The sequence below is a fragment of the Rhizobium sp. AG855 genome (assembly GCF_003610655.1).
Lineage (GTDB): Bacteria > Pseudomonadota > Alphaproteobacteria > Rhizobiales > Rhizobiaceae > Allorhizobium > Allorhizobium wuzhouense.
Genome location: NZ_RAQG01000003.1, coordinates 2378655 through 2404142, shown reverse-complemented (window position 1 = coordinate 2404142; position 25488 = coordinate 2378655). Strand labels below are relative to the sequence as shown.

Genomic DNA, 25488 nt, shown 5'->3' with positions numbered 1-25488 from the left:
AACAGGGTGTCATCGGTGAGCGCATCCGTCTCTCGACCATCGTCAGCCGATGGAGACAGGTTGATCTATCGCGTGTTCATTGCAGAAGAACGGAAAGCTAGCCGTATCGGCGTCAGATGCCGGCCGGCCGTGGCAATCCGTTATTCGTCAGCGTCAAAGCTCTCGTCTTCGGCGCTCAAGCACATGTCGGCGCCCTTTTCGAGATCGGCTTTGCTCAGCGCGTCATAAAAAGCGACGCTGCTGCCGATCATCTGGTTGGCGCCGTCCTTGCCGCCATTGAGCTCGGCCGACTTCTCACGAAAAGTTTCGGCAGCGGCCTTGTAGTCCTCCTCGTCAGCGGCATCGATGGCGCCATTTTCGAGCGCAAGGCCGATGATAACAACGCATATCGAAGGAGAGGCATGGTCGGGCAGCGTGTCCTCCTCCGCGTAAGCGGGGGCGGAAAACACGGAAGCCAGCAGAAGGGCGTAAAGCGGCAAGCGAGACATGGGGGAAATCCTGCAACGTTCGAAGACACGTCTTGTCGGCAATAGCTGCCACGTCTCCTGTTTATAATCCGTGAAAACAAGCAGCGCGCCGAGCCGCATTCGCCACGCAAGCGGCACGCCCCAAACGTCACCCCGTTCACCCTTTCAAAAACGCCAGCCGCGCGTCCACCCGGCCAGGCGAAATCTCGTGGATCTCCGCCGTCACCACGCCTTCGCCGACGAAGGGGTCTTCCGCCACCAGCGCTTCGATCATCACCCGGTCGGTGCCCTGCGCCAGGATCGCGCCGCCGGCATTCGGCTGCAGACTGCCGGCAAGCAGGAAGAGCCCGGCGTCGAAGCCGCGCGAGAGCCAGGCATTGTGCGCCGCCATCAGTTCGGCGGCCTTGGCGCGATGCTCGGAAAAGCGCAGGAAGATGATGAACATGGAGAAGCTCCCGAAGATGTGCGGTTGGGGGACCAGAGGTCAAAGTGTCAGTTCTCGGCCCGGGATGTCGCCGCAACGGTTCGCAGCCAGTTCTTCATGGCGGCAACCTCGCGGTTGAGAAAATCCCGGTCGTGGAAGGCGTTGTAGAGAGTGGCTGCCCCCTGGCTGCGCGACAGAAGCTCGAGCGCCAGCCGGTCGGCATCCTCGGACCGGCCAAGCCCCTCGAATTGCCGGGCAAGCCAGGTGCGAAACAGTGAAAACAGCTGCACGGCCTTCGGCTGGGCGGCATGGTTGAGCTTGGCAAGTTCGCTGGTCAGCGTGCCGATCGGGCAACCGTGCTGGCGGATCTTGTCGCCGTTGACGAGCAGGATGTCGATGAACCGTTCGATCCGACCGAGCGGATCGGCCACCTCCGCCTGCCAGCACTCCATCATGATCGCACGGTCGCAGAGCCGCTTGTCGATGACGGCGGTCAGGATCTCGTCCTTCGTCTTGAAGTGGTGATAGAAATTGCCGCGGGAAATGCCGACGGCAGACGCGATATCGGCAAAGGACGTGTGGTCGAAACCCTGCTGGTAGAAGAGATCGTCGGCCGTCGCCACGATCCGATCATGCGTGTCCCGCTGCTCCATCCGCCGTCTTCCCCTCTGTCATCGCGCTAGGACGTTTGTCCTGGAGGAGAATTAGGACAATTGTCCCAATGCGTCAAGAGCCTTGAGAATCGCTCATCCCCCTGCCACTGTCCGGCCCGACAGAACCCGCCGGAGAACCCATGTCAGTCTTCACCCGAACGCCGATCATTGGTGCTCTTCTCGCGCAGGTGGTCGCCATGCCGCTGGTGGCGATCGCAACGGCGCTCCTGTCCGAGAGCATCGACCGCACGCTGCTGATCCTGGCAGCCGTTCTCCTGCAGGGGCTGCTCGCAGCCCTGATTTGCCGGTTGCTCGGCCTTGCCGTCTGGTGGCTGGTGATTGCCTTCCTCTTTCCGCTGGCGCTCGCGGGCGCGCTGCTCGCCGGCAATCTGCCTGCCTGGCCGTTCGGTCTCGCCTTTCTCGTTCTGGCGCTGGTCTTTTCCAACACGGCGCGCGGCCGCGTGCCGCTCTATCTCACCAACAGCCAAACGGCGGGCGTGCTCAAAGACCTGATGACGGAGCGCAAGGCGACCCGTTTCCTCGATCTCGGCTGCGGGCTGGGCGGCGTCGTGCGGGCTTTGGGTGGCGGCGGCCGCCAGGCGCGCGGCATTGAAAACGCCCCCGCCGTCTTTCTCCTCGCCCGCCTGTTGTCCCGCCTGGCGCGCTCCGGCGATATCCGCCGCGGCGATCTCTGGCGCGCCGATGTTTCGAAGGAGGACATCGTCTACGCCTTCCTGTCGCCCGAACCCATGGCCGCCCTCTGGCAGAAGCTTTCGGCGGAGATGAAACCGGGCAGCCTCTTCATTTCCAACAGCTTTGCCGTGCCCGACCGCGAACCGGACGAGACCTGGACGCTGTCCGACAGCCGCAAGACCGTGCTGTATCTCTACGCGATGGGACGCCCTGCGGCCTGAGTCGCGCCCTGTCCCGGCGACCTGGCGCGCCCCGTTCTCTGGCTGCATTCCCGCGTCCGCAAGCAGTGGTAGCGCTGTCTGGCGCCCTTCGCTTCTGCATTGAGGGATGATTAAGAAAATTCGAATATTATAGCTGCAACTCTAACTAAGCGGGATCCGGTTATGGCATCCATTCAGCGTAAAGTGACTGTGGCGAGCCTGGCGATTTTCCTCTTTGCCGGCGGCACGGCCGGCGTGGGCATGTGGTCCGCCGATGTTCTGGCGAAAAACGGCGCCGATGTCGGCCGATCCGCCGATATCCTGCGCAACCACATGCAAGCCGACATGATGCATGACGCGCTGCGCGCCGATGTGCTGGCGGCGATCCTTTCGGCCAATCCCGCAGCCGGGGTGGACCATGCCGAGGTGACGGCCGACATGGAGGAGCACAAGGCCTCCTTCCTCGATGTGGTGAAGACGAACACCGCCCTGGTCGATGATCCCGCAACCCAGAAGGTTCTCGCCGATCTCGATGCGCCCCTGACCCGCTACATCGACGGGGCCGCCAGCATCGTCGATCTCGCGGGCAAGGATCAGGCCGCAGCCCTTTCTGCCTTGCCCGTCTTCCTTGCGCAGTTCTCCGACCTGGAAGGCGCGATGGAACACGCCGGCGATCAGATCAGCCTCGTCTCGAAGGCCGAGGTCGAGCACAGCGCCGTTGTCCAGCACACCGTCAACCGGCTTCTGGGCGCCCTCCTGGCGGCGGCCGCCGTTTTCAGCATCGGCCTCTATTTCCTCTGCGGCCGATCCGTCACCGGGCCGCTTCTGGCGCTGGCCGATGACATGCAGCAGCTCGCAGCGGGCAACACGGCCATTGCCTGTCCCGGCAAGGACCGCACCGATGAAATCGGCGCCATGGCCGTCTCGGTCGAGACCTTCCGCCAGGCCGCCATCGCCAAGAAGGCCATGGAAGACGGCGCCGAGGCCGAGCGACGGCAGCTGGAGCTCGATCGCGTGGCCGCCCAGACCCGTGCCGAAGCCGATGCGGCAGAACGGCTGCGCACGGCGACCGCCGGCCTCGCCGCCGGCCTGCGGCGCCTGGCCTCGGGCGATCTCGCCTTCCGCCTCGATCAGCCCTTCGCCCCGGATTTCGAAGCACTCCGCCACGATTTCAACACCTCCGTCCAGCAGCTCGGCGATACCCTGAACGCGATCTCCTCCGGCATCGGCGCGATCGACGACAGCTCGCGCGAGATCTCCAACGGCGCCGGCGATCTCGCCCGCCGCACCGAACAGCAGGCCGCAGCGCTGGAACAGACGGCCGCAGCGCTGGACCAGATCACCGCCAATGTCGGCAATTCCAGCAAGCGGACCAACGAGGCGAGGGCGGTCGCGACCGAAACCAACCGCAGCGCCGCGCAATCGGCAGAGGTGGTGGCCCAGGCCGAGGAAGCCATGCAGCGCATCGAGGCCTCGTCCGGCCAGATTTCCAACATCATCGGCGTGATCGATGAGATCGCCTTCCAGACCAATCTCCTGGCGCTGAATGCCGGCGTCGAGGCGGCACGCGCAGGCGAGGCAGGCAAGGGTTTTGCGGTCGTTGCCCAGGAAGTGCGCGAGCTTGCCCAGCGCTCGGCCCAGGCTGCCAAAGAAATCAAGGGCCTGATCCACACCTCGTCGGCCGAGGTCGAAGGCGGGGTGCGGTTGGTGCGCGAAACCGGCACGGCGCTGAAGGCGATCGGCGAACGGATCGCGCTGATCAACGAGCACATGGAGGCGATCGCGACCTCCGCCCGCGAGCAGTCGACCGGGCTCTCGGAAGTCAATGTCGCCGTCAATTCCCTCGACCAGACCACCCAGCAGAACGCCGCCATGGTCGAGGAAACCACCGCCGCCTCCGCCGCCCTCTCAACCGAATCCACCAAACTCCGCGATCTCGTCAGCCAGTTCCGGCTGCACGCGAGCACGGCGGACGGGCAGCCGGCGCACAGACGAGTGGCCTGAGGCGGGGGTGGAACCGACAGGCGGGGATCAGGCCCGTTTCAAGGCATCAAGATCGCCTGTTTCGAGCGCGATGAGATGGGCTTCAATCTTGGCAAGTGGCCAATCCCACCAGGCAATGGCCAGAAGCTCGGCAACGATCTCTTCCCGAAACCGCATCCGGATGATCGAGGCCGGGTTTCCGCCAACGACGGCATAAGGCGGCACGTCGCGCGCAACGACCGCGCTGGCCGCGATGATCGCGCCGGTCCCGATCGTCACCCCCGGCATGATCGCCGCGCCATGGCCGATCCACACATCATGCCCGACCACCGTATCCTTCACCGGCAGGTCCTTGTAGCCGAAGGTTTCCGGCTTGAAGATGCGGAAGGGATAGGTGGTGAAGCCGGTCATCGGGTGATTGGCCGAACTGGTAATGAAGGTGCATCCTCGCGCGATCTGGACGAACTTGCCGATGATCAGCCGCTCGCGGCATCCGTGGCCGAGATAGGGCGCAAGCACGAGCGCCGTCTCCTCCGGCTTTCCGGCATGGGTAAAATAGCTGTAGTCGCCGATTTCCATTCGCGGATGGTCGATGGCGTTCTTCAGATAGACGGTATCCCGATACAGGCTCCCGTCGGGAAGCGTGATCGGATGCGTGGCTGTGGCGTCAAGAAGGGGCATGCGCGGCACCGGTTGCGATATGGTCAATCCAGAACCGGCGAATGCCGGCACCCGGGAAGGTCAGAATTGACCGAAGATGTCGAATGCACTCATGAATAGTTTGAATGACCGCGTATAACGCGTGTGCCTGGGCACGGCCCGTGCTACGCGACATCACACCGCCACCATGTCCCGGAGTGATCCGCCATGAAATGCTTGCGCATCTATGCCACGCCAGACGGCGAATCCCATTTCGACGAGATCGAGATGCCGACGACGAAAGTCGCCGTCCATCCCGATGCCGTGCCCTTTGAGGTGACCACCAGTTATCCCGCGTCGCGGCTCCGCTTCACTCACATCCCGGCAGGCATGCGGGAGGTATCCTGGCACACCGTACCGGAGCCGGTCCTCACCGTCCGGCTTGACGGAGCGGTCGACTATGAGACGAGCGACGGCGACACGCGGCACGTCAAGGCGGGTAGTTTCGTGCTAGTGGAGGACACGTTCGGCAAGGGACATCTGTCACGCCATTCGCCGGAAGCACAGACCGTGATCTGGATTTCGCTGCCCAAGGGGTTGGAGGGTTTGGAATAGGCGCCCTTGCCAAAGCCCCCCTCACTCCGCCGTCCGGAACTTCCGCAAAAATCCCGCCACGGCCGAAAACACCACGATGAGCGCCCCATAACCCAGCACGGTGGCGGTCAGCCCGAAAAACCCGACCGAGACGCCGGCCAGCAGCGTCGGCAGGCCGAAGGCGAGGTAGGAGAGGGTGAAGAGCGCGGCAAACAATTCGCCGCGTTCGTCCGGCCGTACCACCGGCACGATCGAGCGCAACACGCCGTAGAAACAGGTGCCGAAGCCGGTGCCGGCAATCGACAGCGCCACGAGATAGACCGGCAGCGACGGCCAGGCGATGGCGATGAGCGACAGCGCCGTGCCGAGCGCCAACGCAGACGTGCCGTAAAGCGTGACGCGGCGTGACGAATGCGTGCGCGCGACATAACAGGCGATCGCCCCGAAGCCGCAGAGCAGGACGATGACGAAGGCCTGGCTGACATGGTCCTGCTGCCCGAACACATGCCGCACCAGCGGCGCGCCGAGCGAGAGATAGAGCCCGCCCGTCGCCCAGCCGGCAATCACCGCCGGCGCGCTGCGCCAGAAGGCGGCGGACGCTGCCTCGGGCACGCCGATGCGCGGTTTCAGCGAGGCGAGCAGGCCCTCATGCCGTGCGGCCGTCTCCGGAACCATCCAGATGGCAAGCGCACAGATGACATAGGTCACGACCAGCGTGCCGAACACCTCGGCTTTCGCCCCGTCCGTCAGGTCCATCAACAGGCCGGCGGCGAGCGCCCCGAAGGCAAGGCCCGCCAGCGGCACGACCGAGTTCCAGATCGAGGCGCTGCCCGGCCGGCTCTTCGGTTCGAAATCGACGACGACGGCCGAGAGCGCCGACAAAAGCAGCCCGGCGGCCACCCCCTGCAGTACCCGCGCCAGCATCAGCGCCGTCACGGTCTCCGCATGCCAGAACATGAGCAGGCTCGCCGCCATCAGCGCAAACCCGCCGGAAATCACCGGCCGCCGGCCGAGATGGTCGGACAGCGACCCGAAGAACAGCAGCGTCGCCAGAAGCGCGATCGTATAAACCGCGAAAATCCCGGTGAGCGTCGCTGCCGAAAAGCCGATCTCCTGCTGCAAAAGCGGATAAAACGGCGAAGGCGCGCTTGCCCCGGCCATCATCGCCGCCATGGCGGCAAGGGTCAGGCGGAAGCCGAAGGGCCGCTCGCGCGGCAGGGACGTGGCCTTGTCTGTCACGGACTATCCAATTGTTCGAAGAATTTCGAACAAAGATCTACTGGAATTCCGTTCACGGTTCAACTATTTTCGAACCATGACGATCCCGAGCCCCGATCTGCCCCATCCCGACCGCCGCGACCTGCGGCTGACCGACGTGCTCTTCGCCTTGAGCGACCCCGAACGCCTCGCCATCGTTCGCCAGCTTTCCTCCGGCCCGCTCGACATGGCGCACTGCCATCTCTCCGATCCCGCGATCCCGAAATCAACCAAATCCCACCTGATGAAGGTTTTGCGCGAAGCCGGCGTCATCCGCAACGAAGCCCTCGGCCGCGGCCGAAGGCTGAGCCTCCGTGTCGAGGACCTCGAGGCGCGGTTTCCCGGCCTGCTGGCCTCGGTGCTGAAGGCGGCAGGCGAGGGGGAGGAGTGAGCGGCGGGGTGGTACATCTTTGCCATTCGCGAGATCGAAATCTTGTCGTTCAAGTCATTGCGCTGGTAATGGGATGAAACGGTGGGCTGAAAGCCATCGCCGTTTGCGCGGAAACAGAGACGAACCGATGCTATTGCCCAAGCTGTATTGTGACGATTGACTGTAGGCAAAAGGCCAAGACCATCGCCGCCAACAGCCATCCCCCCTTAACCGACACAGCGCTGTTTGAGGCGCAGGCTTCGTCTCGCGCGAAGCTGGCATCACCGCGACACCCTGCATTCTGAGCATCAACCAGAGTGGACCATGGCACAAATGCCCGGAGCGACCCCAAGAGGAGAGGCATGAAATCGAGGATCGTATCGGCGCTGCTGGGCACGGCGCTCCTGAGTTTGGCTGCGGCTGGTCCAGCCGAGGCGGTGATCATTCTCGACAGCACCTGGGCCGATCAGGGTGGGGCGGTGGGTGCGGAAGGCGACGGATTTGGCGCCGCCAGGGCGCTGGCCATGGAGCCGCAATTTTGCGCCATCATGAGCTTTTTTGACGGCGAGCAGATTGGCGGCTCCGGCACATGGATCGGCAATGACCAGGACGGCAACGCTTATGTGTTGACGGCGGCGCATAATTTCGGCGACGGCGCCGACCCCGCCAACTGGACCTATTACACCCGCGCCGGCACCGAATTGACCGGCAAGGCAGTGCATATCCATCCCAATTACGACGCCAGCAGCGATGAGACGCCGGGCTACGACCTCGCCATCGTGGAGTTGAACGGACCGGTCGAGGATTGCGATACGCCGCCACTCCTCTATGGCGGCGACGATGAACTGGGGCAGCTCGCCACCATGGTCGGCTTTGGCTCGAGGGGCATCGGCTCGGTCGGCCAGGATGACAAATATTACAAGAGCGAAGATGCCGCTGCGGCGCGCAACACCATCGACGTGGTCCAGGAGCCGGCCCCCGACGGCAAAGGCGGCAACCAGCTGCTGGTCGACTTCGACAGCGAGGATGGCTCCAGCAATGTCTTCGAAAACAGCGATCCCCTGCCGGTTGATGAATATGAAGGCGTGCTGGGCTCCGGTGACAGCGGCGGCTCGCTCTGGATCGAGACCGACGAGGGTTGGGCTATTGTCGGGGTCAACGACTGGGGCGATGACGCGGTTTATGGCTCGACCGGCGGTTTCGGCCGTATCAGCACGCAATATGACTGGATCAAGTCCATCTTCGATGCGCGTTTCACCAACCGGTAGGCGCCGGTCCGGCGAACGCCGCCTGAGCGTTTGGCGACCCACCACGGGCCTTTTGTCCATCTGCCTATGTCAGCTTTTCAAGCCGTGGAGCCCTTCACGGACAGGCAGGAAACCACCCCGAGCCGGACATCCTGTCTGATGTGCGCGAGTGGCAGCTTCTGGGACAGTCACGCGCAGGGCGAACGACCGCAATGGAGGCGCAAAGCGGAAATCATTTCCGCTATCGGCCCTAAGCGGTCATTCGCAGTCGGTTAAATTGTGGCGAAGTTTCTGGTTTTGCGGCCCTTCAGGCTTCCGCATATCATGTCGCGTACGTGCTGGGATATTGCCCTGATGCAGGTCGACGGAGAAGATTCAGGCAAAGGATATCTCGACTTGGCAGTAGATCCGAGTCTCAGAGGGCAAGGACTTGCAACGGCGGTACTCACAGCGTCTGTCGGGGCTCGTAACAGCCTATGCGACGCTGGAAGGATGCATAGTCCCCGACAACGCGGCTAGCATCGGAACCTGTCGCCGTTGTGGCTTTAAAATTTTGACCGAGCCCGATGCAGATGGGTTTCGTGTCGCGTTATATCATTTGCCTCGGAAGCCGTAACGCACTCTGATGCTGGTCTCAGGATTTTTGCGACTGCGAGAACACTTCCTTTGCTCCCTCAAAGGCTTCGATCCACATTTCATCGGACAAGGCGCAATAGCGAGCAAGGAACAAGAGGGAGCGAACCTCGTCCAATTTTATGAAGAGGGGAAGCGCTTCCAACTCTGGCACGGATAGTGGGCGCACCTTCTCATACCCGGCGATCAACGCTTTCGCCATGGCGTCGTTTTGCGCACTTTCCTCATGCGCGAAGTGCCAGGCGGCGGTACTCAAATCGAGGACAAAGGGGCCATGTCCAAAGTCATCAAAATCGAAAAACACGGTTTTGCCGTTTTGAAAGCGGGCATTCCCCGTCCAAGGGTCGCCATGGCAAATACCTGAGACCAAGTTCCCCAGGTCGAGGCGGAGCAGAGATGGAAGATATTCGTCCCTAATGGCTTCCACTACGTCGTCGCTCCCGGGCACCTCGCGCAGCGCATGGAGCGCGTCGTGGACGATTGCTATTGGATTCAATTCCCTGACCTCGCCGTCAGTTACGGCTGGCATGGCGAGATGTAGGTTCGCGATTGAAGCCCCGAATCGCTCCATGTGCGCAATGTTGTTAAGTTCGAATTGTTCACCTTCGGCGCCTTGGAAAAGGCAGACGTGGCGCCGTTCACCGCTCCAACTTAGCTCGATGACGTATGCTCCGTCAGTGGTGGCAACCGGCCGACTGACCCCCACTTGTGGGCTTTCTGGAAAGCGTGTGAGCAGGCTTGCTTCGGCCGTGATCTGCGAGAGTGGTCGCCCAAACGAGCGATAGAGTCGCAAGTAGAAGACGTCTTCACCAGCGAGTACGCGGTACGTTCGGTTCACTCCGCCAACGACTACATCAATATTTGTAAAGGACCGTCCATATCGCGATGAAAGCTTCTTAATGTCGATGTCGATCATAAAGAAATTATACGCGGATTGTCGCAAAAATCCCGTTTAAATCGACACTTGTTTTCCTGAGTTTTGCAATCTGGCAGAGTAGGGTGTTTTGCGGCAGCCACAATGACCGGTATTGGCGCTTTGCAGACAAGGCAAACGGACCGGCAGGTTTCGGGCAAACGACAGAATATGCCCAAAGGCCGATATGGGGGCGCGTAGCCGCCTGGCAGACATCGCTCCCCAATGTCGGCTTCGGGCCGACATCAAACATCAAGCGCAAGCAACGTTTCCAGCGTTGCGTGCCGGGCCGCGTGAAGGGGCCAGCCGTCGCACCGGATCATCAACCGTCTCCAGACTATCGGCCATTGCCAGATTTGTCCGGGGCGCCCACCTCGGCCAGACGAGTTCCCCCTCTCGCCAATCCTCCCCGCCCAGCCCCGTTTCACGCTAAGCTCATGCCCAACTGCGATTCTCGAGGGAGGAAACGATGAGCCGCGCTGTCATTCTGGTCGATCCGCTGCCGAGAACACTGGATCTCATCATGGAACCCGCCGTCCGGGCGCGGCTGGAGGCGCTGGGAGAGGTGATCGTCTCGGAGGATCGCGCCATGTCGGCCGAAGAGGTCGAGCGGCATCTGCCGGATACCGTGCTGATCTTCGGCCAGACCGACATGCCGAAAGAGCGTCTCGACCGGGCGCCGAAGCTCAAAGCCATCATCAATGTCGAATCCAATTTCCTGCCCAATATCGACTATCAGGCCTGCGTCGAGCGCGGCATCTGGGTGATCACGCCGGCCTCGGCCTTCGCCGCGCCGGTGGCGGAAGCAGCGCTCGCCATGGCGCTCGATCTGGCGCGCGGCATCACCCAAGCCGACCGCGCTTTTCGTGAGGGCACCGAGGCTTATGGCCTGGAGGGCAATACCGACACCTTCCGCTTCGCCGGCGCCCCCGTCGGCCTGATCGGCTTCGGCGATCTCGGCCAGGCGTTTCGCGATCTCATCCGCCCGTTCAAAAACAAGGTCCGCGTCTTCGATCCCTGGCTTCCAAACGAGATCATCGAGCGCCAGGATTGTGAGCCCGCAACGCTCGACGAGGTCTTGGAAAAAAGCCAGGTCGTCTGCGTCTTCGCCAGCGTCACCAGCGAAAACGAAGGCTTCATCGGCGCGCGGGAATTCGCCCGGATGAAACAGGGCGCCGCCTTCCTCCTGATGAGCCGCGCCGCCGTCGTCGACTTCCCGGCCATGATCGCGGCGGCCGCCTCCGGCCACATCAACGTCGCAACCGACGTCTTCCCGGAAGAACCCGTCGCCGCCGACGACCCCATCCGAAAATCCCCCAACATCCTCCTCTCCGCCCACCGCACCGGCGGCACCCGCGACGCCTTTTATGCGCTGGGCTCGATGGCGGTGGCCGACGCCGAGCTGATTATGAAAGGCTTGCCGCCCAGGCTCTGCCGCAGGGCCGATCCGGCAACGGCGATGCGGATGCGCTCGAAGCCGGTGACGGTGTCGTGAGGGGGGCACTTAGTAAGGTCATCGCTAATTAGTGCGTGCCGTAACATGTATTGGATTTTTTGGCGTGTACAAAAAGTAGTGACACTCAACTGAGGATGTGCTGAGATTTGTGGTCAATCATGACCGAATTGAGGTGATTATTATGACGCGTTTAAGGGAAAAAATTACCTTCGAACCTCACGGGCACAGACTGAAATCTGAAGGTAAGATCGGCGATACTACTGTCGTAGTCATCATAAAGAACAAGAACCACACCCATACGAACAAAGGTATCTACACGGTCAATGTATGTGGCGAGGAGCTGCATCGGCGATTTCGGGCGATCGATGAGGCCAGAGAAGCCGCCCGTAGCGCTTTTGCCGCACGCGCGCCGGCTGCGCTAACTGATGAGATAGTTACCTTGGTCTTGGATGAAATTATTCCGCGCCCATTTCATACAGGCGATTTCATTGACAGTCTGCGTGCTGTCAAACCAGAGGTGTGGAGTTCTCTGTTGGCCCGCTATGGCGAAGGCGGGCAAGGAGCTGGCACTTATTACTCGGCCTTTTCTGCTGTAGCACACGCACTGCACCGGGCAGCAGGCAGGGGGGTGCTCGACAAGCTAGACGATTATGTAGCTGCTCCACCCCACCTCAACTGGGGCAGCCCAGTAATTCGGTATTGGACAGGACCTGGGGGGGCTTCAGATCAACCGTATCCAGACGAGCTTTCCCCAGATGCTTATTATGAAGGCGCTGTCATTGAGGTCAAAGTGAACCGCTATGAGAGAAGCAGGAGTGCTCGCGCGGCCTGCATCGGCCATTATCTACCCATTTGCCAGGGGTGTGGCTTGGATTTCTCGGCGCGTTACGGTGAACGTGGGAAAGACTTCATGCACGTACATCATTTAGTTCCACTTAAGCAGATAAAGAAGACTTACGAGGTCGATCCGATCGCACACCTTAGACCAATCTGCCCAAACTGCCATGCAATGATCCATCGGCGTGAGCCGATGCTTTCTATCGAGGAATTACGCGCAATTTTAAAGTGATTCCACCATGTAAGGAAAAGCGCAGCGGCAAGGCGGGGCTTGTAATGCGTCTTAACGCGAGCAAGGGACGGGGCAGGCGAACTGGCCGCAGCATTTTGTCGTTGAGCTCCGCAGCATAAATTGTGGAAATCGGTGGCACGGTCATGACCGGCCAACCCCCCCCTACGCCACAACCCTTTCCGCCTCATCCCCCTCAAACACCCGCCAACTATTCCGCCCATCCCCCTTGGCCGCATACAGCGCCCGGTCGGCTGCCTCCAGCAGGCGCTCGTAATCGGCGCTGGAGCGCACCGCGCCGCAGGCGGCGCCGATGCTGACGGTGACGTGGCGGTTGCGGTCGCCGGTGTGGTCGTGGCCGATGCCGAGCTGGCGCACGGCGCGGCGCAGGCTTTCGGCCACGCTTGCGGCAATCTCCGCTTCGGTGCCGGACAGGATGGCTAGGAATTCCTCGCCGCCATGGCGGGCGAAATGCGCCTCGATCGGCAGCGCCCGGCGCATGGCGCGTGCCACGCGTTTGAGGCATTCGTCGCCGGCGCCATGGCCATAGGCGTCGTTATAGGCCTTGAAGTTGTCGACATCGGCGACCAGGAGGACCACGCGTTCGGCCTCGCTCTTTGCTTCCGTGGTCAGCCGCATCAGCTCCATCTCGGTGCCGCGGCGGTTGGAGAGCCGGGTTAGGGGGTCGGTCACGGAAAGCCGTGCCAGGTCCTTGTTCTGACGCGACAATTCCCGTTTCAACAGCTCGTTTTCCTGCTGCTGCAGATAGCTTGCCACCGCTTCGGCCTCCAGCTGGTAACAGACGAGCAGGGTCATCGCCATGGTCGGCAGATAGACCGAGAGATGCTGCAGGGCATAAAGCGGCGTTGCCCCTTCCAGCAACCAGATCACCCAATAGGTCAGGCAGAAGGTGAAGATGCTGGCATGCAGGCTGGGGCGGAAGGGCGAGGCGGCCGCAATCGTGATCGCCATCTGGAAGGTGCAGGCCGCGTAATAATAGCCGAGCACCGCCGGATTGTGGCTCGAGACCACGATGATCGACCAGCAGACCTGGGCAAACAAGGCGACCAGGATCGCCGCCACCTCCTTGTGCGCGATCGGATGCTCGCCGGCGAGATAGAACAGCAGGCCGCCGGTCACCGGCGCGACGACGCCGAAGCGCAGCACGGCCGAAATCACCGTCACGTCGCCGAGCACCCAGAGGTCGAACAGGAAGCAGCAGAGATAGAAGATGAAGACGCTGATCACGGCCATGCGCAACATGCGATTGCGCATCGACGACCGGGATTCGAGGAATTCGTGATATTGTTCCGCAGTCATCTGCGGTCTTGCGGGAATTCCGAGCCATCTCTTCATGGATGTCCAATCGCCGAATGAAAAACCTACACGTCGAAAACCGCCGCAACCTAGTGGCGACCCCCTTAATTTGGGGTGAAGGACCTGTGCCTTATCGGGAATTGCGGGATTATCGTAACCCGCAAGGTAAACGGGACCTTTCCAGGATGAGGCCGGGCCGCAGGCCTGCGCAGGCGGCGTGCCGATCCGGCACGCGGAGGACGCGGGGGCAGGGCGGGCGGCACCTCGTTTGCGGCCTTGCGGGCGCGAATCAGCCGGTCCCGCGTCGCATCCGCCGCAAATGGCGTTAGCGCGCGGTAAAACCTGCGATCGTATTAAGGGACGGTCGAACCCGTGGTCTCGGGGGCGGGCTTTGCCTGCGCGCTCTGGCTCGCGGGCAGCACCAGCGCCGGGGCCGAACGCAGCCTTTGGCCGAGATCGCGGATCAGCCGGGTCGATTGCCCCGACAGCGAGCGGGGACGCACCATCGGCGGCAGCGCATCGGCGGCGTCGGCGCTTGCCACGGCGGGCGCCTTGTCCTTTTCCGGCATCGGCGCATCGACCCCCATGATCGGCTTCAGGTCGATGCCCTGATGGGCATAATCCATCAGCTTCTTGAAGGTCATGGCCGGAAGCGAGCCGCCGGTCATGTTGTTGGTCGAGGTATAGTCGTCATTGCCGAACCAGACGGCTGCCGTGTAATTGCCGGTGTAACCGACGAACCAGGCGTCGCGATACGCCTGGGTCGTGCCGGTCTTGCCGCCGGTCAGGATCCCGTCGACGGCGGCGCGCCGCGCCGTGCCGATATAGGGGATCTTGGTCATCATCTGGTTCATGTAGGCGGCGGCCTGTTCGGTCAGGATCCGCTCCGGCGGGGCTGAATCGCGCTCGAAGTCGTAAAGCACGTCGCCAGCATAATTCATGATCTGCGCCACGCCGTGGCGGCGCGACTGGTAGCCGCCGGCCGGCAGCACGGCATAGGCGGTCGCCTGGTCCATGACCGTGACTTCCGATGTGCCGAGCGGAATGGTCACGTCCTTCTTGATCGGCGTTTCCACGCCCATCGCCTTGGCGGTTGCCATGATCGCGTCGATGCCGAGCTTCTCCTTGGCAAGCCGCACCGGGATCGTGTTGATCGATTTCGCCAGTGCCGTTTCGAGCGTGATCCGGCCGGCATAGCTGCGGCCGTAATTCTGCGGGCTCCAGTTGCCCCAGGAAATCGGCCCGTCGGTGACCACGCTTTGCGGCGTATAGCCGTTCTCCATGGCCAGCGCATAGGTATACATCTTGAAGGACGAGCCCGGCTGGCGCAGCGCCTTGGTGGCGCGGTTGAACTGGCTTTCGCCATAGTCCCGCCCGCCGACCATGGCGCGCACGGCCCCGCCATTCTCGATCATCACGATCGCGCCCTGCTTGACGTTGTAGCTCTCGCCATATTCGCGAAGCGAGGAGGCCACCGCCTCGTCGGCTGCCTGCTGCAGCCCGAGATCGATCGTGGTGCGCACGACGAGCGTGTGATCCTTGAAGCGCGCTGCAAGCCGCTGCACTTCCTCGAACGCCCAGTCGAGGAAGAAATCAGGCGCTTCCTTCTCGTCGCGGTCGATGACGGAGGCCGGGTTGCGCCGCGCCGCCACCACCTGGCCCTCGGTCATCAGCCCGCTTTGCACCATGTTGGTGAGAACGTCATTGGCCCGCGCGCGGGCCGCCGGCAGGTTGACGTGGGGGGCATATTTCGCCGGCGCCTTGAAGAGACCGGCCAGCATCGCGGCTTCCGCCAGCGTCACCTCGGTGATGTTCTTGCCGAAATAGAACTGGGCCGCCGCCGCCGCCCCGAACGTGCCGCCGCCCATATAGGCGCGGTCGAGATAGAGCGACAGGATCTCCTTCTTCGACAGGTTCGCCTCGAGCCAGAGCGACAGGAAGGCTTCCTTGATCTTGCGCTCGATCGACCGTTCATTGGTGAGGAACAGGTTCTTCGCCAGCTGCTGCGTCAGCGTCGAGCCGCCCTGCACGACCGATCCCGCCTTGGCGTTTTCCGTCATGGCCCGGGCAAGGCCCATGAAATCGATGCCGAAATGCTGGAAGAAGCGCCGGTCTTCCGTCGCCAGCACCGCCTTCACCAGATGGTCGGGCAGCTCGTCGACCGGCACCGAGTTTTCATGGATGATGCCGCGATGGCCGATGGTGTTGCCGTAGCGGTCGAGAAAGGTCACGGCGAAATTGTCGTGGTTGCGCCAGTCCTTCTTCGTTTCCTCGAAGGCCGGCTGCGCCAGCGTCAAGAGGACCACCGTCCCGGCGGTGCCGAGCGTCATCGCTTCGCCGGCAATCTCGAAGCCGAGCTTCTTCAGGCCGCGCACGCGAAAACGGCGGAAGAAGATGGTGATCTCTTCCCAGGCTTCCGCCAGGTCGTATCCGGCATTCCACAGCGTCGAATCGAGCCAGCTGTCGATCCTGAGGAAGATGTGCCGCTTCAGCCGGGGTGGCTTGTCCGGCCGCGTCCGGCGCGGGCTTTCGGAACCGGCCGGGCTGCCGGCGGATCCCTCGTCTCCAGCCATGTTGTTCGGCTCGTCGTCTCCGGACACCTTGGGCCTTCCCGATGCATGCGGGCGCGGCATCGCCGGCCCGGAACCTGATCTGTGACTTGACGCGACCGCCCTGAGGCCTAAAGGACAAGCAGGCGGCAACGATCGATCTTATCTGAGTGATGGTCGATTTGCCGCCAAAGAACAAGTACAATCGCGGCCCGGTCGAAGAGGCCGCCGGTCGAGGCCGGTGTTTTGCCGCAAGCGTGGCAGCACGGACACCGTGCCGGACCCGGCCGGGGTCCCAAACCCGCCCGGCTGCAACACGAACGAGAGCCGGCCGGACCGGCCCCTGGATGAAGCATGCGTGACGACCCCTTCTGGAAGACAAAGACGCTCGCCGAGATGGACAATGCGGAGTGGGAAAGCCTCTGCGACGGCTGTGGCCTCTGTTGTCTCAACAAGCTGGAAGACTGGGACACCGGCGAGATCGCCTTCACCTCGGTCGCCTGCAAGCTGCTCGACGGCGACACCTGTCGCTGCAAGGATTATGAGAACCGCCAGGACACCGTGCCCGACTGCATCCAGCTGACGCTCAAGGGCCTGCGCGAGATCCAGTGGCTGCCGCCCACCTGCGGCTACCGCCTCGTCGACGAAGGCCGCGATCTCTACTGGTGGCACCCGCTGGTGTCGGGTGATCCGCGCACGGTGCACGAGGCCGGCGTCTCCGCCAAGGGGCGCACGATCTCGGAAGAGGGGCTCGATGTCGAGGACCTCGAAAACTACGTGGTCGACTGGCCGATGCGCGTGGGTGCCGAACGCGGTTAGGCCCGGGTGCGCTCGCCCGCTTTGAGCATCGTCCCGGTTCGACCGTGAAGGCTGTCCTTGATCAGGTCATTTTCCGGTAGGCGAGCGGCGTGGTGCCGACATGGCTGCGGAACGCCCGGCCAAACTGGTTGGCGCCGTTGAAACCGCAGGCTTCCGCGATGAACGACACCGGCAGCCGCGATTGCCTCAGCATGTGCTGCGCCTTCTCGATCCGCTTCGCCGTGACATATTGGAAGGGCGTATCCCCGTAGGTCGCCTTGAACGAGCGGCAGAAATGGAAGCGTGTCAGGCCGCAGATATTGGCAAGTTCGTCCAGGCCGAGATCGGTCGTCAGATGCGCGTCGATATACTCAGCGATCAGCCGGCGCTGACTGGCGCTCAGCTGGCCGCGAACCTTCCGGCTTTGGGCTGCCACGGGCGGAATGCTGATCCTGAACATTTCGAGTGCGGCGGTCAGCGCGACGGTCTCGGCATAAATCCTCGATGTCGGCCGCTCGTCGGCCATCAGCTCGCCGAGCTTGCGCATCGTCGGGCCGAGCTGCGTGTCCCGGAAATAGATGTATGGCCGGGGCTCGAACTGGTTGAACTCCGCCTGGATCTCCTCCTCCATGGCGGAAGGATCGAAGCAGACGACGGTAAAGGCGTTCATCCGGTTTGCCGGTTTGGCCCAGCCCTCGATCGACTGTCCCGCCGGCACATAGGTCATCTTGTCCCTGAGATCGCCGCCGGCGACAGGTTTTTCCCCCGTCAGCTCCATCTCGCCATCGACCAGAACCAGGTCGTGATAGGCGAGATAATGCCAGTTGCCGTGCCACTCGAATTCGTATTCGGCAGGCAGTTTCAGCCGCGAGTATTGAGCGGAAAGGCCGCGCCAGTTGTGTGCCGCATGGGTTTCCGCAAGACCATTCGCTTCACGGAACCTGAGCTGAAGTTCGCTTTCCTGATCCATCGAAAATCCGGACTCTTCAAAGGATTAGCTGCTCGAAATATTGCCGGCTTGGCGTGAGTTTTTCAGCAAGATGCGTAGAAAAAGAGCAATATCTGCACATTTCTTACCGGAAGTTCACGATTCGTAAATGCATGTATGCGACTTTTAACACGGTCAATCCGAGGCTCCAACGATTTCCGGTGGATGGCCTGGGATGAGCGGGTTTGGAGAGGAACGAACATGCTGGGTTTTGGTGCGGCAGATAGCAAGGCGGTTCTTGAAGCGATTGGCAGGTCCCAGGCCGTCATCGAATTCAAGCTGGATGGCACGATCCTGTCGGCGAATGAAAATTTCTGTCGGGCCCTTGGTTACCAGGCGTCCGAAATCGTCGGGCAGCACCACCGCATGTTCGTGGACCCCGCGGAGGTCGCGTCGCCGGAATACCGCGAATTCTGGGCCAAGCTCGGCCGTGGCGAATTCGACAGACGCCAGTACAAGCGCATCGCCAAGGGTGGCCGTGAGATCTGGATCGAGGCCTCCTACAACCCCATCTTCCGCGGCGGCAAGCCCTACAAGGTGGTGAAGTTCGCCACCGACATCACGGCGCAGAAGCTGAAAAGCGCCGAGGACGCCGGCAAGCTGGATGCCCTCTCGCGCGCCCAGGCCGTCATCGAATTCACCCCCAACGGCGAGATCCTGACCGCCAACGAGAATTTTCTGACGACGCTTGGCTATCAGCTCTCGGAAATCCAGGGCAAGCATCACCAGATGTTCTGCGATCCCGCCTATACCAACAGCGATGCCTACAAGCAGTTCTGGACGAAACTGGCCGCCGGTGAATTCGTCGCCGACGAATTTCTGCGCATCGGCAAGGGGGGCAGGAAGGTCCATATCCAGGCGTCCTACAATCCGATCTTCGACATGAACGGCCACGTCTTCAAGGTGGTGAAATTCGCCACCGACGTGACCACCCGTGTCCAGAACGTCGACGCGCTCGCTTCGGCCCTGAACGCCATGTCGGAAGGCGACATGACGCTGACGATCGACAAGCCCTTCCTGCCGACGCTCGACAAGCTGCGCATCGATTTCAACGAGACCTCGTCGAAGCTGCGCAACACGCTGCAGTCGATCACCGAGAATGCCGGCGCGATCGCCGCAGCCTCGCAGCAGATCCAGGCGGCCTCCAGCGACCTTGCCAAGCGCACCGAGCAGCAGGCAGCCTCCGTGGAAGAGACGGCAGCGGCGCTCGAAGAAATCACCACGACGGTCAGCGACAGCAGCCACCGCGCCCAGGAAGCGGGCACCCTGGTGCGCAAGACCAAGGAGAATGCCGAACATTCCGGCAATGTCGTCGGCAATGCCGTCGAGGCCATGAGTCGGATCGAGAAATCGTCCTCGGAAATTTCCAACATCATCGGCGTCATCGACGAGATCGCCTTCCAGACCAATTTGCTCGCCTTGAATGCCGGCGTGGAAGCAGCGCGTGCGGGTGAAGCCGGCAAGGGTTTTGCCGTCGTCGCCCAGGAAGTCCGCGAACTCGCCCAGCGCTCGGCCAAGGCTGCCAAGGAGATCAAGGAACTGATCAACGCCTCCAACACCCATGTGAAGGAGGGCGTGGCCCTGGTCGGCACGACCGGCAAGGCACTGCAGGAGATCGTCAGCCAGGTGATCGAGGTCGACGTCAATGTCGTGGCGATCGTCGAGGGCTCCAGAGAGCAGTCGACGGGGCTGAAGGAAATCAACACGGCGGTCAACACCATCGACCAGGGCACCCAGCAGAACGCCGCCATGGTTGAGGAAACCACGGCCGCCTCCCATAGCCTGGCGCGCGAGGCCGAACAGCTCTTCCAGCTGCTCGCCCAGTTCAAGATCGGTGCGGCAAACCAGACCCGCAGCACCCCCGCCGCCGCCAACCAGCAGTCCCGCCCGCAGCCCTCACCGGCACGCCAGATGACCGCCAAGGTCGCCCAGGCATTCCACGGCAATGCGGCCGTGAAAAGCGGCGGCAGCTGGGAAGAGTTTTAAGCGGGCAAGCCGCTTGCGCGAGAAGAAGAACAAGGCCGGTCGCCACACGCGACCGGCTTTTTCGCGTTTCTGCGGGTGGGGATGAGTTATGCCGCAGACCCAAAGCAACTCCGCCAGAAGTGCGAAGCGGTTACGCATCCGGAATTACTTAAAAAACCAAGAGACGGAGCATGAAGGCGGCTCCGTTTTCGCCGCAAATGCACTAGCGGGTCCGGATATAGACGGGATCGTTGTCGTCGCCCTCATCGGCGTTGTCGCCGGTCGCCAGTCGAATGGAATGCCAGGCCGTTGCCGCCGCCGCAATCCCGAAATCCTCCTCCATCCAGCGGATGAATGTCCGCGTGCCCATCAGCGCGATATCGGCCCGAACGGCTCTGACGGCATCGCGACCGTCGCGGTCGTCCATGATGACGATGATTTCCTCATCCTGCAGCAGCGCTGATTTAAGGTCCTGGACGACGGAAAGTACGCTTCGTTCGCCCCGGTCCGACCAATCCGGGTGAAGATCCCGAGGTCTGCCCGCCTTCCCCCACAATTGCATTTCACGCTGGTATCGCTGGCCCTCGGCGGTTTTCAGAACGGTGATTCTGCTGCGGTTTTCGTTCAGCCATCGCGTCACATAGGCCCGGCTGGCCCGTCGCTGATCGCGGCCTTCGCCCGGTTCGCGCGTGGCCTCGGCGATGACCATGTCGGTGATCGTGACATCGCAGCCCGGCACAAAGAACCAGTCGAGCGCCTCTATGGTGCCGAGCAGGGACAAAGGCGTATTGTCCATGATCAGGAAGCGAGGTCTTCGTCTGTCTGCCGGCTCGGGTTGGTCGATCACCGTTGACCTCTGAGAAACACGGCGCGCACGCGCTCGAGTTCCGCATCCACGGCCTCTGCATGGACGCCTTCGATCGCATCTCTGGACATCTGCACTGAAGCGTGCCGAAAATCTCTGACGTCGTAACCAAGCGGATCGGCACTGTGACGGATGACCGGACTTTTGCGCGCCAGAAGATGCGTCGGCACGCTTTCTTGTGCCACGCGCTTCAGGCGGCAGAACTCTTCGACGGAGAGCATCACGTTTCTCGGCTTGCCATGCGAAGTAATGACCACGCCGCCCTGGGACGCCGCCCGTTGCACATCGCCGGTCTGTCTTTGCAGGTCGAGGGAGGTGAAGATTTGCATGACACGCTCCAAAATACATGTTTTATGTATTTTAGCCGAGTGTAGATCTCGGCGCAAGCCAACCGACTTCGGACGCCCCCCGCATGCGGCATAACCGCCCCATCACATCACAAGCGGTTCGCCCACTTCGACGGCATGCCCGTCAGGATCGGTGAAGCGGAACACCCTTTGCCCCCAGGCCTGTGTCTCCACGGGATGGATGAGGTCGACTTCAGGCGCGATGCGCGCGAATGCGGCGTCGATGTCCGCCGTTTCGAAATAGAGCAGGAGGTTGCGGCGGCCATAGGAGGCCGGGGCGTCACCGTCGCTCTGTTTCCAGACGGTCTTCTCGAGGCTCCGGCCCTCATGCAGGGCAAAGCCACCCTCAAACAGCACGAAATTCCCGTGATCCGCGCGGATCTCAAGCTGCATCACATCGCGGTAGAAGGCGCGGGCGCGCCCGATGTCGCGGACGAAAGGGATGGGATTGATGAAACGCATGGCGATATTCCCGGGGCCGAGGGGCAACGGACTGTTGGAACGAACTTTGGATGGGAGGGGGCGGTCTGCCCCATCCGGGCAATGCATCCGTGCCTCTCACGCCCAGAGATCGCGCACGCAAGCGCCGCGTGACGGCAGGTCTTCAAACGTGTCGAGGCCGTCGAAATGGTCGATCGGCAGGTCGCCGACCGCGTCCGGCGGCGCAAGCCTGAGATTGACGGCGATCCGCCGCCGCCCGTCTTCGCCGCTGCGCAAGGCCCGCCAACTGAGCACGCAGCCGCAGGTCGGGCAGAACAGGATTTCGAGAGAGGACTTGTCTGGCCCGGCGCGCAGATAGGATGAGGGCCAGCCGGTAATCTGGATGCGCTCATTCTCATGGTCATAGGCCCAGAGGGCGCCGTAACGGCGGCAGAGTGTGCAGTTGCAGGCCGTGGCCGGCCCCGGATCGCCGGTCAGCGTCCAGCCCGTCTGGCCGCAATGGCAGGTCCCGATCAGCATTGGCCATCCCTCCTTGTTCCTCGGCCTTGCAGGATAGTTTGCGCCGACTTTGCGCAAGCAGCAATGGCCATGACCGATGGCAAAGCCAGGGTCGAGGGGGCCCACCTCCCCCTTGAGGGGGGAGGTCGCCGCGAAGCGGCGGGTGGGGGTGAACCTTGAACGGTACAAACGCCGCCTCCCGGTCACCCCACCCCGGAGCTTCGCTCCGACCCTCCCCCTCAAGGGGAGGGTGGTTTGCCCTCGGCCCCGCCGCCCAAAAAAATCGTCACCGCACCCCTTGACCCTCCCATGATGGGAAGGTCCATGTAAGATGGCGGAGGTGACCGCCATGAACATGCAGTCCCGGCCCGATGCGGCCAAGAATATCAGCGAAACCATCCTCTTGCCCGTCGAGGGCATGACCTGCGCGTCCTGTGTGCGCCGGGTGGAAAAGGCCGTTGCCGCCGTGCCTGGCGTTGAGCAAAGCGCGGTGAACTTTGCCACCGAGACGCTGTCGGTCACGCCCGGCATCGGTTTTTCGGCCGCAGCCCTGCTCGCCGCCATCGACACGGCAGGTTACCAGGCGAAAGCCGAGGCGCTGGTGCTCGAAGTCGAGGACATGACCTGCGCCTCCTGCGTTTCCCGCGTGGAAAAGGCGTTGAAGACGGTGCACTCGGTCGAGACGGCAAGCGTCAATCTGGCGACCGGCGAAGCGGTGGTGACGGTGCTGGGCGGGGTCTCCGCCCTGCCGGCGCTGACGGCCGCCGTGGCAAAAGCCGGCTATGCCCTCAGGCTCTCCGGCGGCGATACGGCCGAGCTTTCGGCGGACGATGCGGAGGGCGAAAATGCCGGTCCGGCTCAGGGGCAGGGCTCCAGCGCGCCGGGCGGCCATGTCGGGGCCGGCGGGGCATCCGCCACGAGCCGCCAGCCGGTGTCGGTACATGCCGCCGTCGACAGCCGCGAGGTGCGCCGCGCGAAGGAGATTTCGGGCTTGCAGCGCGATTTCGGGATTGCCCTCGTCCTGACGCTGCCGCTTTTCGTCCTGGAAATGGGCACCCACATCTATCCGCCGCTGCATCATGTCCTGATGGATGTTTTCCCCGGCAACTCGCTGTATCTGCTACAATTTGCGCTCGCGACAGCGGTGCTCGTTGGCCCCGGCCGTCGCTTTTATCTGAAGGGCATCCCGGCGCTCATTCGCCTGGCCCCCGACATGAACGCGCTGGTCGCGATCGGCACCGGGGCCGCCTATCTCTATTCCGTCGTCACGACTTTTGCGCCCTCGCTGCTGCCGCTGGAGGCCCGTCATGTCTACTACGAAGCCGCAACCGTCATCGTCTCGCTGATCCTGCTCGGCCGGCTGCTCGAAGCCCGCGCCAAGGGCCGCACGGGGGCGGCGATCCGCAAGCTTGCGGGCCTGCAGGCGAAGACTGCGCGGGTGGAGCGGGACGGGCAGACGCGCGATCTGCCGCTGTCCGAGGTGAAACGCGGCGATGTCGTGGTGGTGCGTCCGGGCGAGCGCATTCCGGTCGATGGCCGGGTGATCGATGGCAGAAGTGCCGTCGACGAGGCGATGATTTCCGGCGAGCCGATCCCGGTCGAGAAGGGCTCTGGCGCCACCGTCATCGGCGGCACGGTCAATGGTTCCGGCTCCTTCCGCTTCGAGGCGACCGGTGTCGGCGCCGACATGATGCTCTCGCGCATCATCCGCATGGTGCAGGAAGCGCAAGGGGCGAAACTGCCGATCCAGAAACTGGTCGATGACGTCACCGCCTGGTTCGTGCCCGTGGTCATCGGCATCGCCGTTTTGACCTTCCTGATCTGGCTGATCTTCGGGCCGGCTCCCGCCTATACGCACGGTCTCGTCGCGGCCGTTGCCGTCTTGATCATCGCCTGCCCCTGCGCCATGGGGCTTGCCACCCCGACCTCGATCATGGTCGGCACGGGCAGGGCCGCCGAGCTTGGCGTGCTCTTCCGCAAGGGCGAGGCGCTGCAGAGCCTCAGCCAGATCGACTGGGTGGTGATGGACAAGACCGGCACGATCACCGCCGGAAAACCCGAGGTGACCGAGATCGTCACGGCAGAGGGGTTTGAGGAGGCGGAGCTTCTGCGTCTGACGGCAAGCCTGGAGGCCCGCTCGGAGCACCCTCTGGCGGATGCGATCGTGCGCGCGGCGCAGCGGCGGGGCCTATCGCTCTTCGCCGTGGAGAAGGTCGAGGCGGTGGCGGGGTTTGGTGTGACCGGCATGGTTGATGGCCGGCGGGTTGCGGCCGGGGCTGACCGGTTCATGGTGAAGTTGGGCGTGATGCCACATGGTCTCTCCCCCCTTGTGGGGGAGATGGCCGGCAGGCCAGAGGGGGACTTTGTTTCTGGTTCATCACGTGAGGAACGTCCCCTCCCCAACCCCTCCCCACAGGGGGGAGGGGCTGTCTCCGCCGCCGACCTTCAGGCCGCCGTCACCCGTCTGGCCGACGAAGGCGCAAGCCCGCTTTATGTCGCCATCGACGGCAGGCTCGCGGCAGCGATTGCGGTTGCCGATCCGATCAAGCCGACCAGTGCGGCTGCCATTGCGGCATTGAAGGCCCGTGGCCTGAAGCTAATGATGGTGACCGGCGACAATGTGCGCACGGCAGAGGCCGTGGCGAGAAAGGCTGGCATCGATGCGGTGGTGGCCGAAGTGTTGCCGGAGGGAAAGGTGAAGGCCATCAGACAGTTGCAGGCGAAGGGCGGTAAGGTCGCCTTTGTCGGCGACGGCATCAATGATGCCCCGGCGCTTGCCACCGCCGATGCCGGGATTGCGATTGGCACCGGCACGGATGTGGCGATCGAAAGCGCCGATGTCGTGCTGGTCGGCGGCGATCTCTCCGGCGCGCTGCATGCGATCGAACTCTCGGACCAGGTGATGGGCAATATCCGCCAGAACCTCTTCTGGGCCTTCGGCTACAATGTGGCGCTGATCCCGGTGGCCGCAGGTGTGCTCTATCCGCTGTCAGGCGTGACCTTCTCGCCGATGCTGGGGGCGGCGGCCATGGGGCTTTCGAGCGTCTTTGTGCTCTCCAATGCGTTGCGGCTGAGGGCGGCGAGGGTGACGTTGTGACGAAGCAGGGTCCCAACGTTGGGGTAGT

General features: G+C 62.8%; 23 protein-coding genes. 10 read left to right on the top strand and 13 right to left on the bottom strand.

Annotation, left to right across the window (positions count from 1 at the left end; translation table 11 throughout):
* Positions 1–140 precede the first annotated feature (140 nt).
* The 3 genes from DFO46_RS11850 to DFO46_RS11840 all read right to left on the bottom strand — a co-directional run bounded on the left by DFO46_RS11850 (position 141) and on the right by DFO46_RS11840 (position 1544).
* On the bottom strand, positions 141–488 hold the full coding sequence (locus tag DFO46_RS11850; protein ID WP_110789381.1) for a hypothetical protein: 348 nt from the start codon (positions 486–488) through the stop codon (positions 141–143).
* 136 nt (positions 489–624) lie between these two features.
* Positions 625–912, bottom strand: a complete 288-nt coding sequence (locus tag DFO46_RS11845; protein WP_120277424.1) for a YciI family protein — start codon at positions 910–912, stop codon at positions 625–627.
* A gap of 47 nt (positions 913–959) precedes the next feature.
* The gene (locus DFO46_RS11840) at positions 960–1544 is read right to left on the bottom strand and encodes a TetR/AcrR family transcriptional regulator (protein ID WP_120277423.1); all 585 of its coding nucleotides are present in this window, start codon (positions 1542–1544) and stop codon (positions 960–962) included.
* A 140-nt stretch (positions 1545–1684) separates the two neighbouring features.
* Here DFO46_RS11840 and DFO46_RS11835 point away from each other — a divergent pair, with 140 nt between their 5' ends.
* Together DFO46_RS11835 and DFO46_RS11830 are read left to right on the top strand one after the other, a co-directional pair.
* Positions 1685–2458, top strand: coding sequence for a hypothetical protein (locus tag DFO46_RS11835; protein ID WP_120277422.1), 774 nt, complete (start codon positions 1685–1687; stop codon positions 2456–2458).
* Between the two features lie 162 nt (positions 2459–2620).
* The gene (locus DFO46_RS11830) at positions 2621–4441 is read left to right on the top strand and encodes a methyl-accepting chemotaxis protein (RefSeq protein ID WP_120277421.1); all 1821 of its coding nucleotides are present in this window, start codon (positions 2621–2623) and stop codon (positions 4439–4441) included.
* 27 nt (positions 4442–4468) lie between these two features.
* Here the strand turns inward: DFO46_RS11830 and DFO46_RS11825 are convergent, their stop codons facing one another.
* Positions 4469–5101, bottom strand: a complete 633-nt coding sequence (locus DFO46_RS11825) for a CatB-related O-acetyltransferase (protein WP_120277420.1) — start codon at positions 5099–5101, stop codon at positions 4469–4471.
* A 186-nt stretch (positions 5102–5287) separates the two neighbouring features.
* Here DFO46_RS11825 and DFO46_RS11820 point away from each other — a divergent pair, with 186 nt between their 5' ends.
* A complete protein-coding gene (locus DFO46_RS11820; RefSeq protein WP_120277419.1) occupies positions 5288–5674 on the top strand; it encodes a hypothetical protein in 387 nt (128 codons plus the stop codon).
* Positions 5675–5695: 21 nt separating this feature from the next.
* On the opposite strand, the gene DFO46_RS11815 is transcribed toward DFO46_RS11820, so the two are convergent.
* Positions 5696–6892 (bottom strand): MFS transporter, encoded by a 1197-nt coding sequence (locus tag DFO46_RS11815; protein WP_210210627.1) that lies wholly within the window; start codon positions 6890–6892, stop codon positions 5696–5698.
* 76 nt (positions 6893–6968) lie between these two features.
* On the opposite strand from DFO46_RS11815, the gene DFO46_RS11810 reads away from it, so the two are divergent.
* A complete protein-coding gene (locus tag DFO46_RS11810; RefSeq protein ID WP_120277418.1) occupies positions 6969–7301 on the top strand; it encodes a helix-turn-helix transcriptional regulator in 333 nt (110 codons plus the stop codon).
* A 341-nt stretch (positions 7302–7642) separates the two neighbouring features.
* On the top strand, positions 7643–8548 hold the full coding sequence (locus DFO46_RS11805) for a trypsin-like peptidase domain-containing protein (protein ID WP_120277417.1): 906 nt from the start codon (positions 7643–7645) through the stop codon (positions 8546–8548).
* Between the two features lie 613 nt (positions 8549–9161).
* On the opposite strand, the gene DFO46_RS11795 is transcribed toward DFO46_RS11805, so the two are convergent.
* Entirely contained in the window at positions 9162–10076 is a 915-nt protein-coding gene (locus DFO46_RS11795; protein WP_147412759.1) for a phosphotransferase, read from the bottom strand.
* A gap of 466 nt (positions 10077–10542) precedes the next feature.
* Between DFO46_RS11795 and DFO46_RS11790 the strand changes: the two genes are divergently transcribed.
* Together DFO46_RS11790 and DFO46_RS11785 are read left to right on the top strand one after the other, a co-directional pair.
* A complete protein-coding gene (locus DFO46_RS11790; protein WP_120277414.1) occupies positions 10543–11568 on the top strand; it encodes a hydroxyacid dehydrogenase in 1026 nt (341 codons plus the stop codon).
* 109 nt (positions 11569–11677) lie between these two features.
* Positions 11678–12598: an HNH endonuclease gene (locus DFO46_RS11785; protein ID WP_147412758.1), complete on the top strand. Its 921-nt coding sequence runs from the start codon at positions 11678–11680 to the stop codon at positions 12596–12598.
* Between the two features lie 162 nt (positions 12599–12760).
* Here the strand turns inward: DFO46_RS11785 and DFO46_RS11780 are convergent, their stop codons facing one another.
* Together DFO46_RS11780 and DFO46_RS11775 are read right to left on the bottom strand one after the other, a co-directional pair.
* Positions 12761–13915: a GGDEF domain-containing protein gene (locus DFO46_RS11780; RefSeq protein ID WP_245422557.1), complete on the bottom strand. Its 1155-nt coding sequence runs from the start codon at positions 13913–13915 to the stop codon at positions 12761–12763.
* Positions 13916–14265: 350 nt separating this feature from the next.
* Positions 14266–16512, bottom strand: coding sequence for a PBP1A family penicillin-binding protein (locus DFO46_RS11775; RefSeq protein WP_245422556.1), 2247 nt, complete (start codon positions 16510–16512; stop codon positions 14266–14268).
* A 303-nt stretch (positions 16513–16815) separates the two neighbouring features.
* Here DFO46_RS11775 and DFO46_RS11770 point away from each other — a divergent pair, with 303 nt between their 5' ends.
* Positions 16816–17280 carry a YcgN family cysteine cluster protein gene (locus DFO46_RS11770; protein WP_120277412.1) on the top strand — a complete coding sequence of 155 codons (465 nt, stop codon included), beginning with the start codon at positions 16816–16818 and terminating at the stop codon, positions 17278–17280.
* Positions 17281–17341: 61 nt separating this feature from the next.
* Here the strand turns inward: DFO46_RS11770 and DFO46_RS11765 are convergent, their stop codons facing one another.
* The gene (locus DFO46_RS11765) at positions 17342–18229 is read right to left on the bottom strand and encodes an AraC family transcriptional regulator (protein WP_120277411.1); all 888 of its coding nucleotides are present in this window, start codon (positions 18227–18229) and stop codon (positions 17342–17344) included.
* Between the two features lie 219 nt (positions 18230–18448).
* Between DFO46_RS11765 and DFO46_RS11760 the strand changes: the two genes are divergently transcribed.
* Entirely contained in the window at positions 18449–20233 is a 1785-nt protein-coding gene (locus DFO46_RS11760) for a PAS domain-containing methyl-accepting chemotaxis protein (RefSeq protein WP_120277410.1), read from the top strand.
* Between the two features lie 202 nt (positions 20234–20435).
* Here the strand turns inward: DFO46_RS11760 and DFO46_RS11755 are convergent, their stop codons facing one another.
* The 4 genes from DFO46_RS11755 to DFO46_RS11740 all read right to left on the bottom strand — a co-directional run bounded on the left by DFO46_RS11755 (position 20436) and on the right by DFO46_RS11740 (position 22384).
* Positions 20436–21059, bottom strand: coding sequence for a hypothetical protein (locus DFO46_RS11755; RefSeq protein WP_245422555.1), 624 nt, complete (start codon positions 21057–21059; stop codon positions 20436–20438).
* Positions 21056–21406 (bottom strand): type II toxin-antitoxin system prevent-host-death family antitoxin, encoded by a 351-nt coding sequence (locus DFO46_RS11750; protein ID WP_120277408.1) that lies wholly within the window; start codon positions 21404–21406, stop codon positions 21056–21058. The genes DFO46_RS11755 and DFO46_RS11750 overlap by 4 nt, the downstream gene beginning before the upstream one ends.
* Before the next feature lie 102 nt (positions 21407–21508).
* Positions 21509–21886, bottom strand: coding sequence for a VOC family protein (locus DFO46_RS11745; protein WP_120277407.1), 378 nt, complete (start codon positions 21884–21886; stop codon positions 21509–21511).
* Between the two features lie 96 nt (positions 21887–21982).
* On the bottom strand, positions 21983–22384 hold the full coding sequence (locus tag DFO46_RS11740; RefSeq protein WP_120277406.1) for a GFA family protein: 402 nt from the start codon (positions 22382–22384) through the stop codon (positions 21983–21985).
* A 328-nt stretch (positions 22385–22712) separates the two neighbouring features.
* Here DFO46_RS11740 and DFO46_RS11735 point away from each other — a divergent pair, with 328 nt between their 5' ends.
* On the top strand, positions 22713–25460 hold the full coding sequence (locus tag DFO46_RS11735) for a heavy metal translocating P-type ATPase (protein ID WP_120278230.1): 2748 nt from the start codon (positions 22713–22715) through the stop codon (positions 25458–25460).
* Positions 25461–25488 lie beyond the last annotated feature (28 nt).

Bases quoted from the DNA above. Each gene is read 5' to 3' on its own strand.
- DFO46_RS11830 (WP_120277421.1), top strand. From the start codon at position 2,621: ATGGCATCCATTCAGCGTAAAGTGACTGTGGCGAGCCTGGCGATTTTC.
- DFO46_RS11790 (WP_120277414.1), top strand. From the start codon at position 10,543: ATGAGCCGCGCTGTCATTCTGGTCGATCCGCTGCCGAGAACACTGGAT.
- DFO46_RS11850 (WP_110789381.1), bottom strand. From the start codon at position 488: ATGTCTCGCTTGCCGCTTTACGCCCTTCTGCTGGCTTCCGTGTTTTCC.
- DFO46_RS11840 (WP_120277423.1), bottom strand. From the start codon at position 1,544: ATGGAGCAGCGGGACACGCATGATCGGATCGTGGCGACGGCCGACGAT.
- DFO46_RS11795 (WP_147412759.1), bottom strand. From the start codon at position 10,076: ATGATCGACATCGACATTAAGAAGCTTTCATCGCGATATGGACGGTCC.
- DFO46_RS11805 (WP_120277417.1), top strand. From the start codon at position 7,643: ATGAAATCGAGGATCGTATCGGCGCTGCTGGGCACGGCGCTCCTGAGT.
- DFO46_RS11770 (WP_120277412.1), top strand. From the start codon at position 16,816: ATGCGTGACGACCCCTTCTGGAAGACAAAGACGCTCGCCGAGATGGAC.
- DFO46_RS11760 (WP_120277410.1), top strand. From the start codon at position 18,449: ATGCTGGGTTTTGGTGCGGCAGATAGCAAGGCGGTTCTTGAAGCGATT.
- DFO46_RS11765 (WP_120277411.1), bottom strand. From the start codon at position 18,229: ATGGATCAGGAAAGCGAACTTCAGCTCAGGTTCCGTGAAGCGAATGGT.
- DFO46_RS11845 (WP_120277424.1), bottom strand. From the start codon at position 912: ATGTTCATCATCTTCCTGCGCTTTTCCGAGCATCGCGCCAAGGCCGCC.
- DFO46_RS11810 (WP_120277418.1), top strand. From the start codon at position 6,969: ATGACGATCCCGAGCCCCGATCTGCCCCATCCCGACCGCCGCGACCTG.
- DFO46_RS11750 (WP_120277408.1), bottom strand. From the start codon at position 21,406: ATGCAAATCTTCACCTCCCTCGACCTGCAAAGACAGACCGGCGATGTG.
- DFO46_RS11780 (WP_245422557.1), bottom strand. From the start codon at position 13,915: ATGACTGCGGAACAATATCACGAATTCCTCGAATCCCGGTCGTCGATG.
- DFO46_RS11820 (WP_120277419.1), top strand. From the start codon at position 5,288: ATGAAATGCTTGCGCATCTATGCCACGCCAGACGGCGAATCCCATTTC.
- DFO46_RS11825 (WP_120277420.1), bottom strand. From the start codon at position 5,101: ATGCCCCTTCTTGACGCCACAGCCACGCATCCGATCACGCTTCCCGAC.
- DFO46_RS11740 (WP_120277406.1), bottom strand. From the start codon at position 22,384: ATGCTGATCGGGACCTGCCATTGCGGCCAGACGGGCTGGACGCTGACC.
- DFO46_RS11735 (WP_120278230.1), top strand. From the start codon at position 22,713: ATGAACATGCAGTCCCGGCCCGATGCGGCCAAGAATATCAGCGAAACC.
- DFO46_RS11835 (WP_120277422.1), top strand. From the start codon at position 1,685: ATGTCAGTCTTCACCCGAACGCCGATCATTGGTGCTCTTCTCGCGCAG.
- DFO46_RS11745 (WP_120277407.1), bottom strand. From the start codon at position 21,886: ATGCGTTTCATCAATCCCATCCCTTTCGTCCGCGACATCGGGCGCGCC.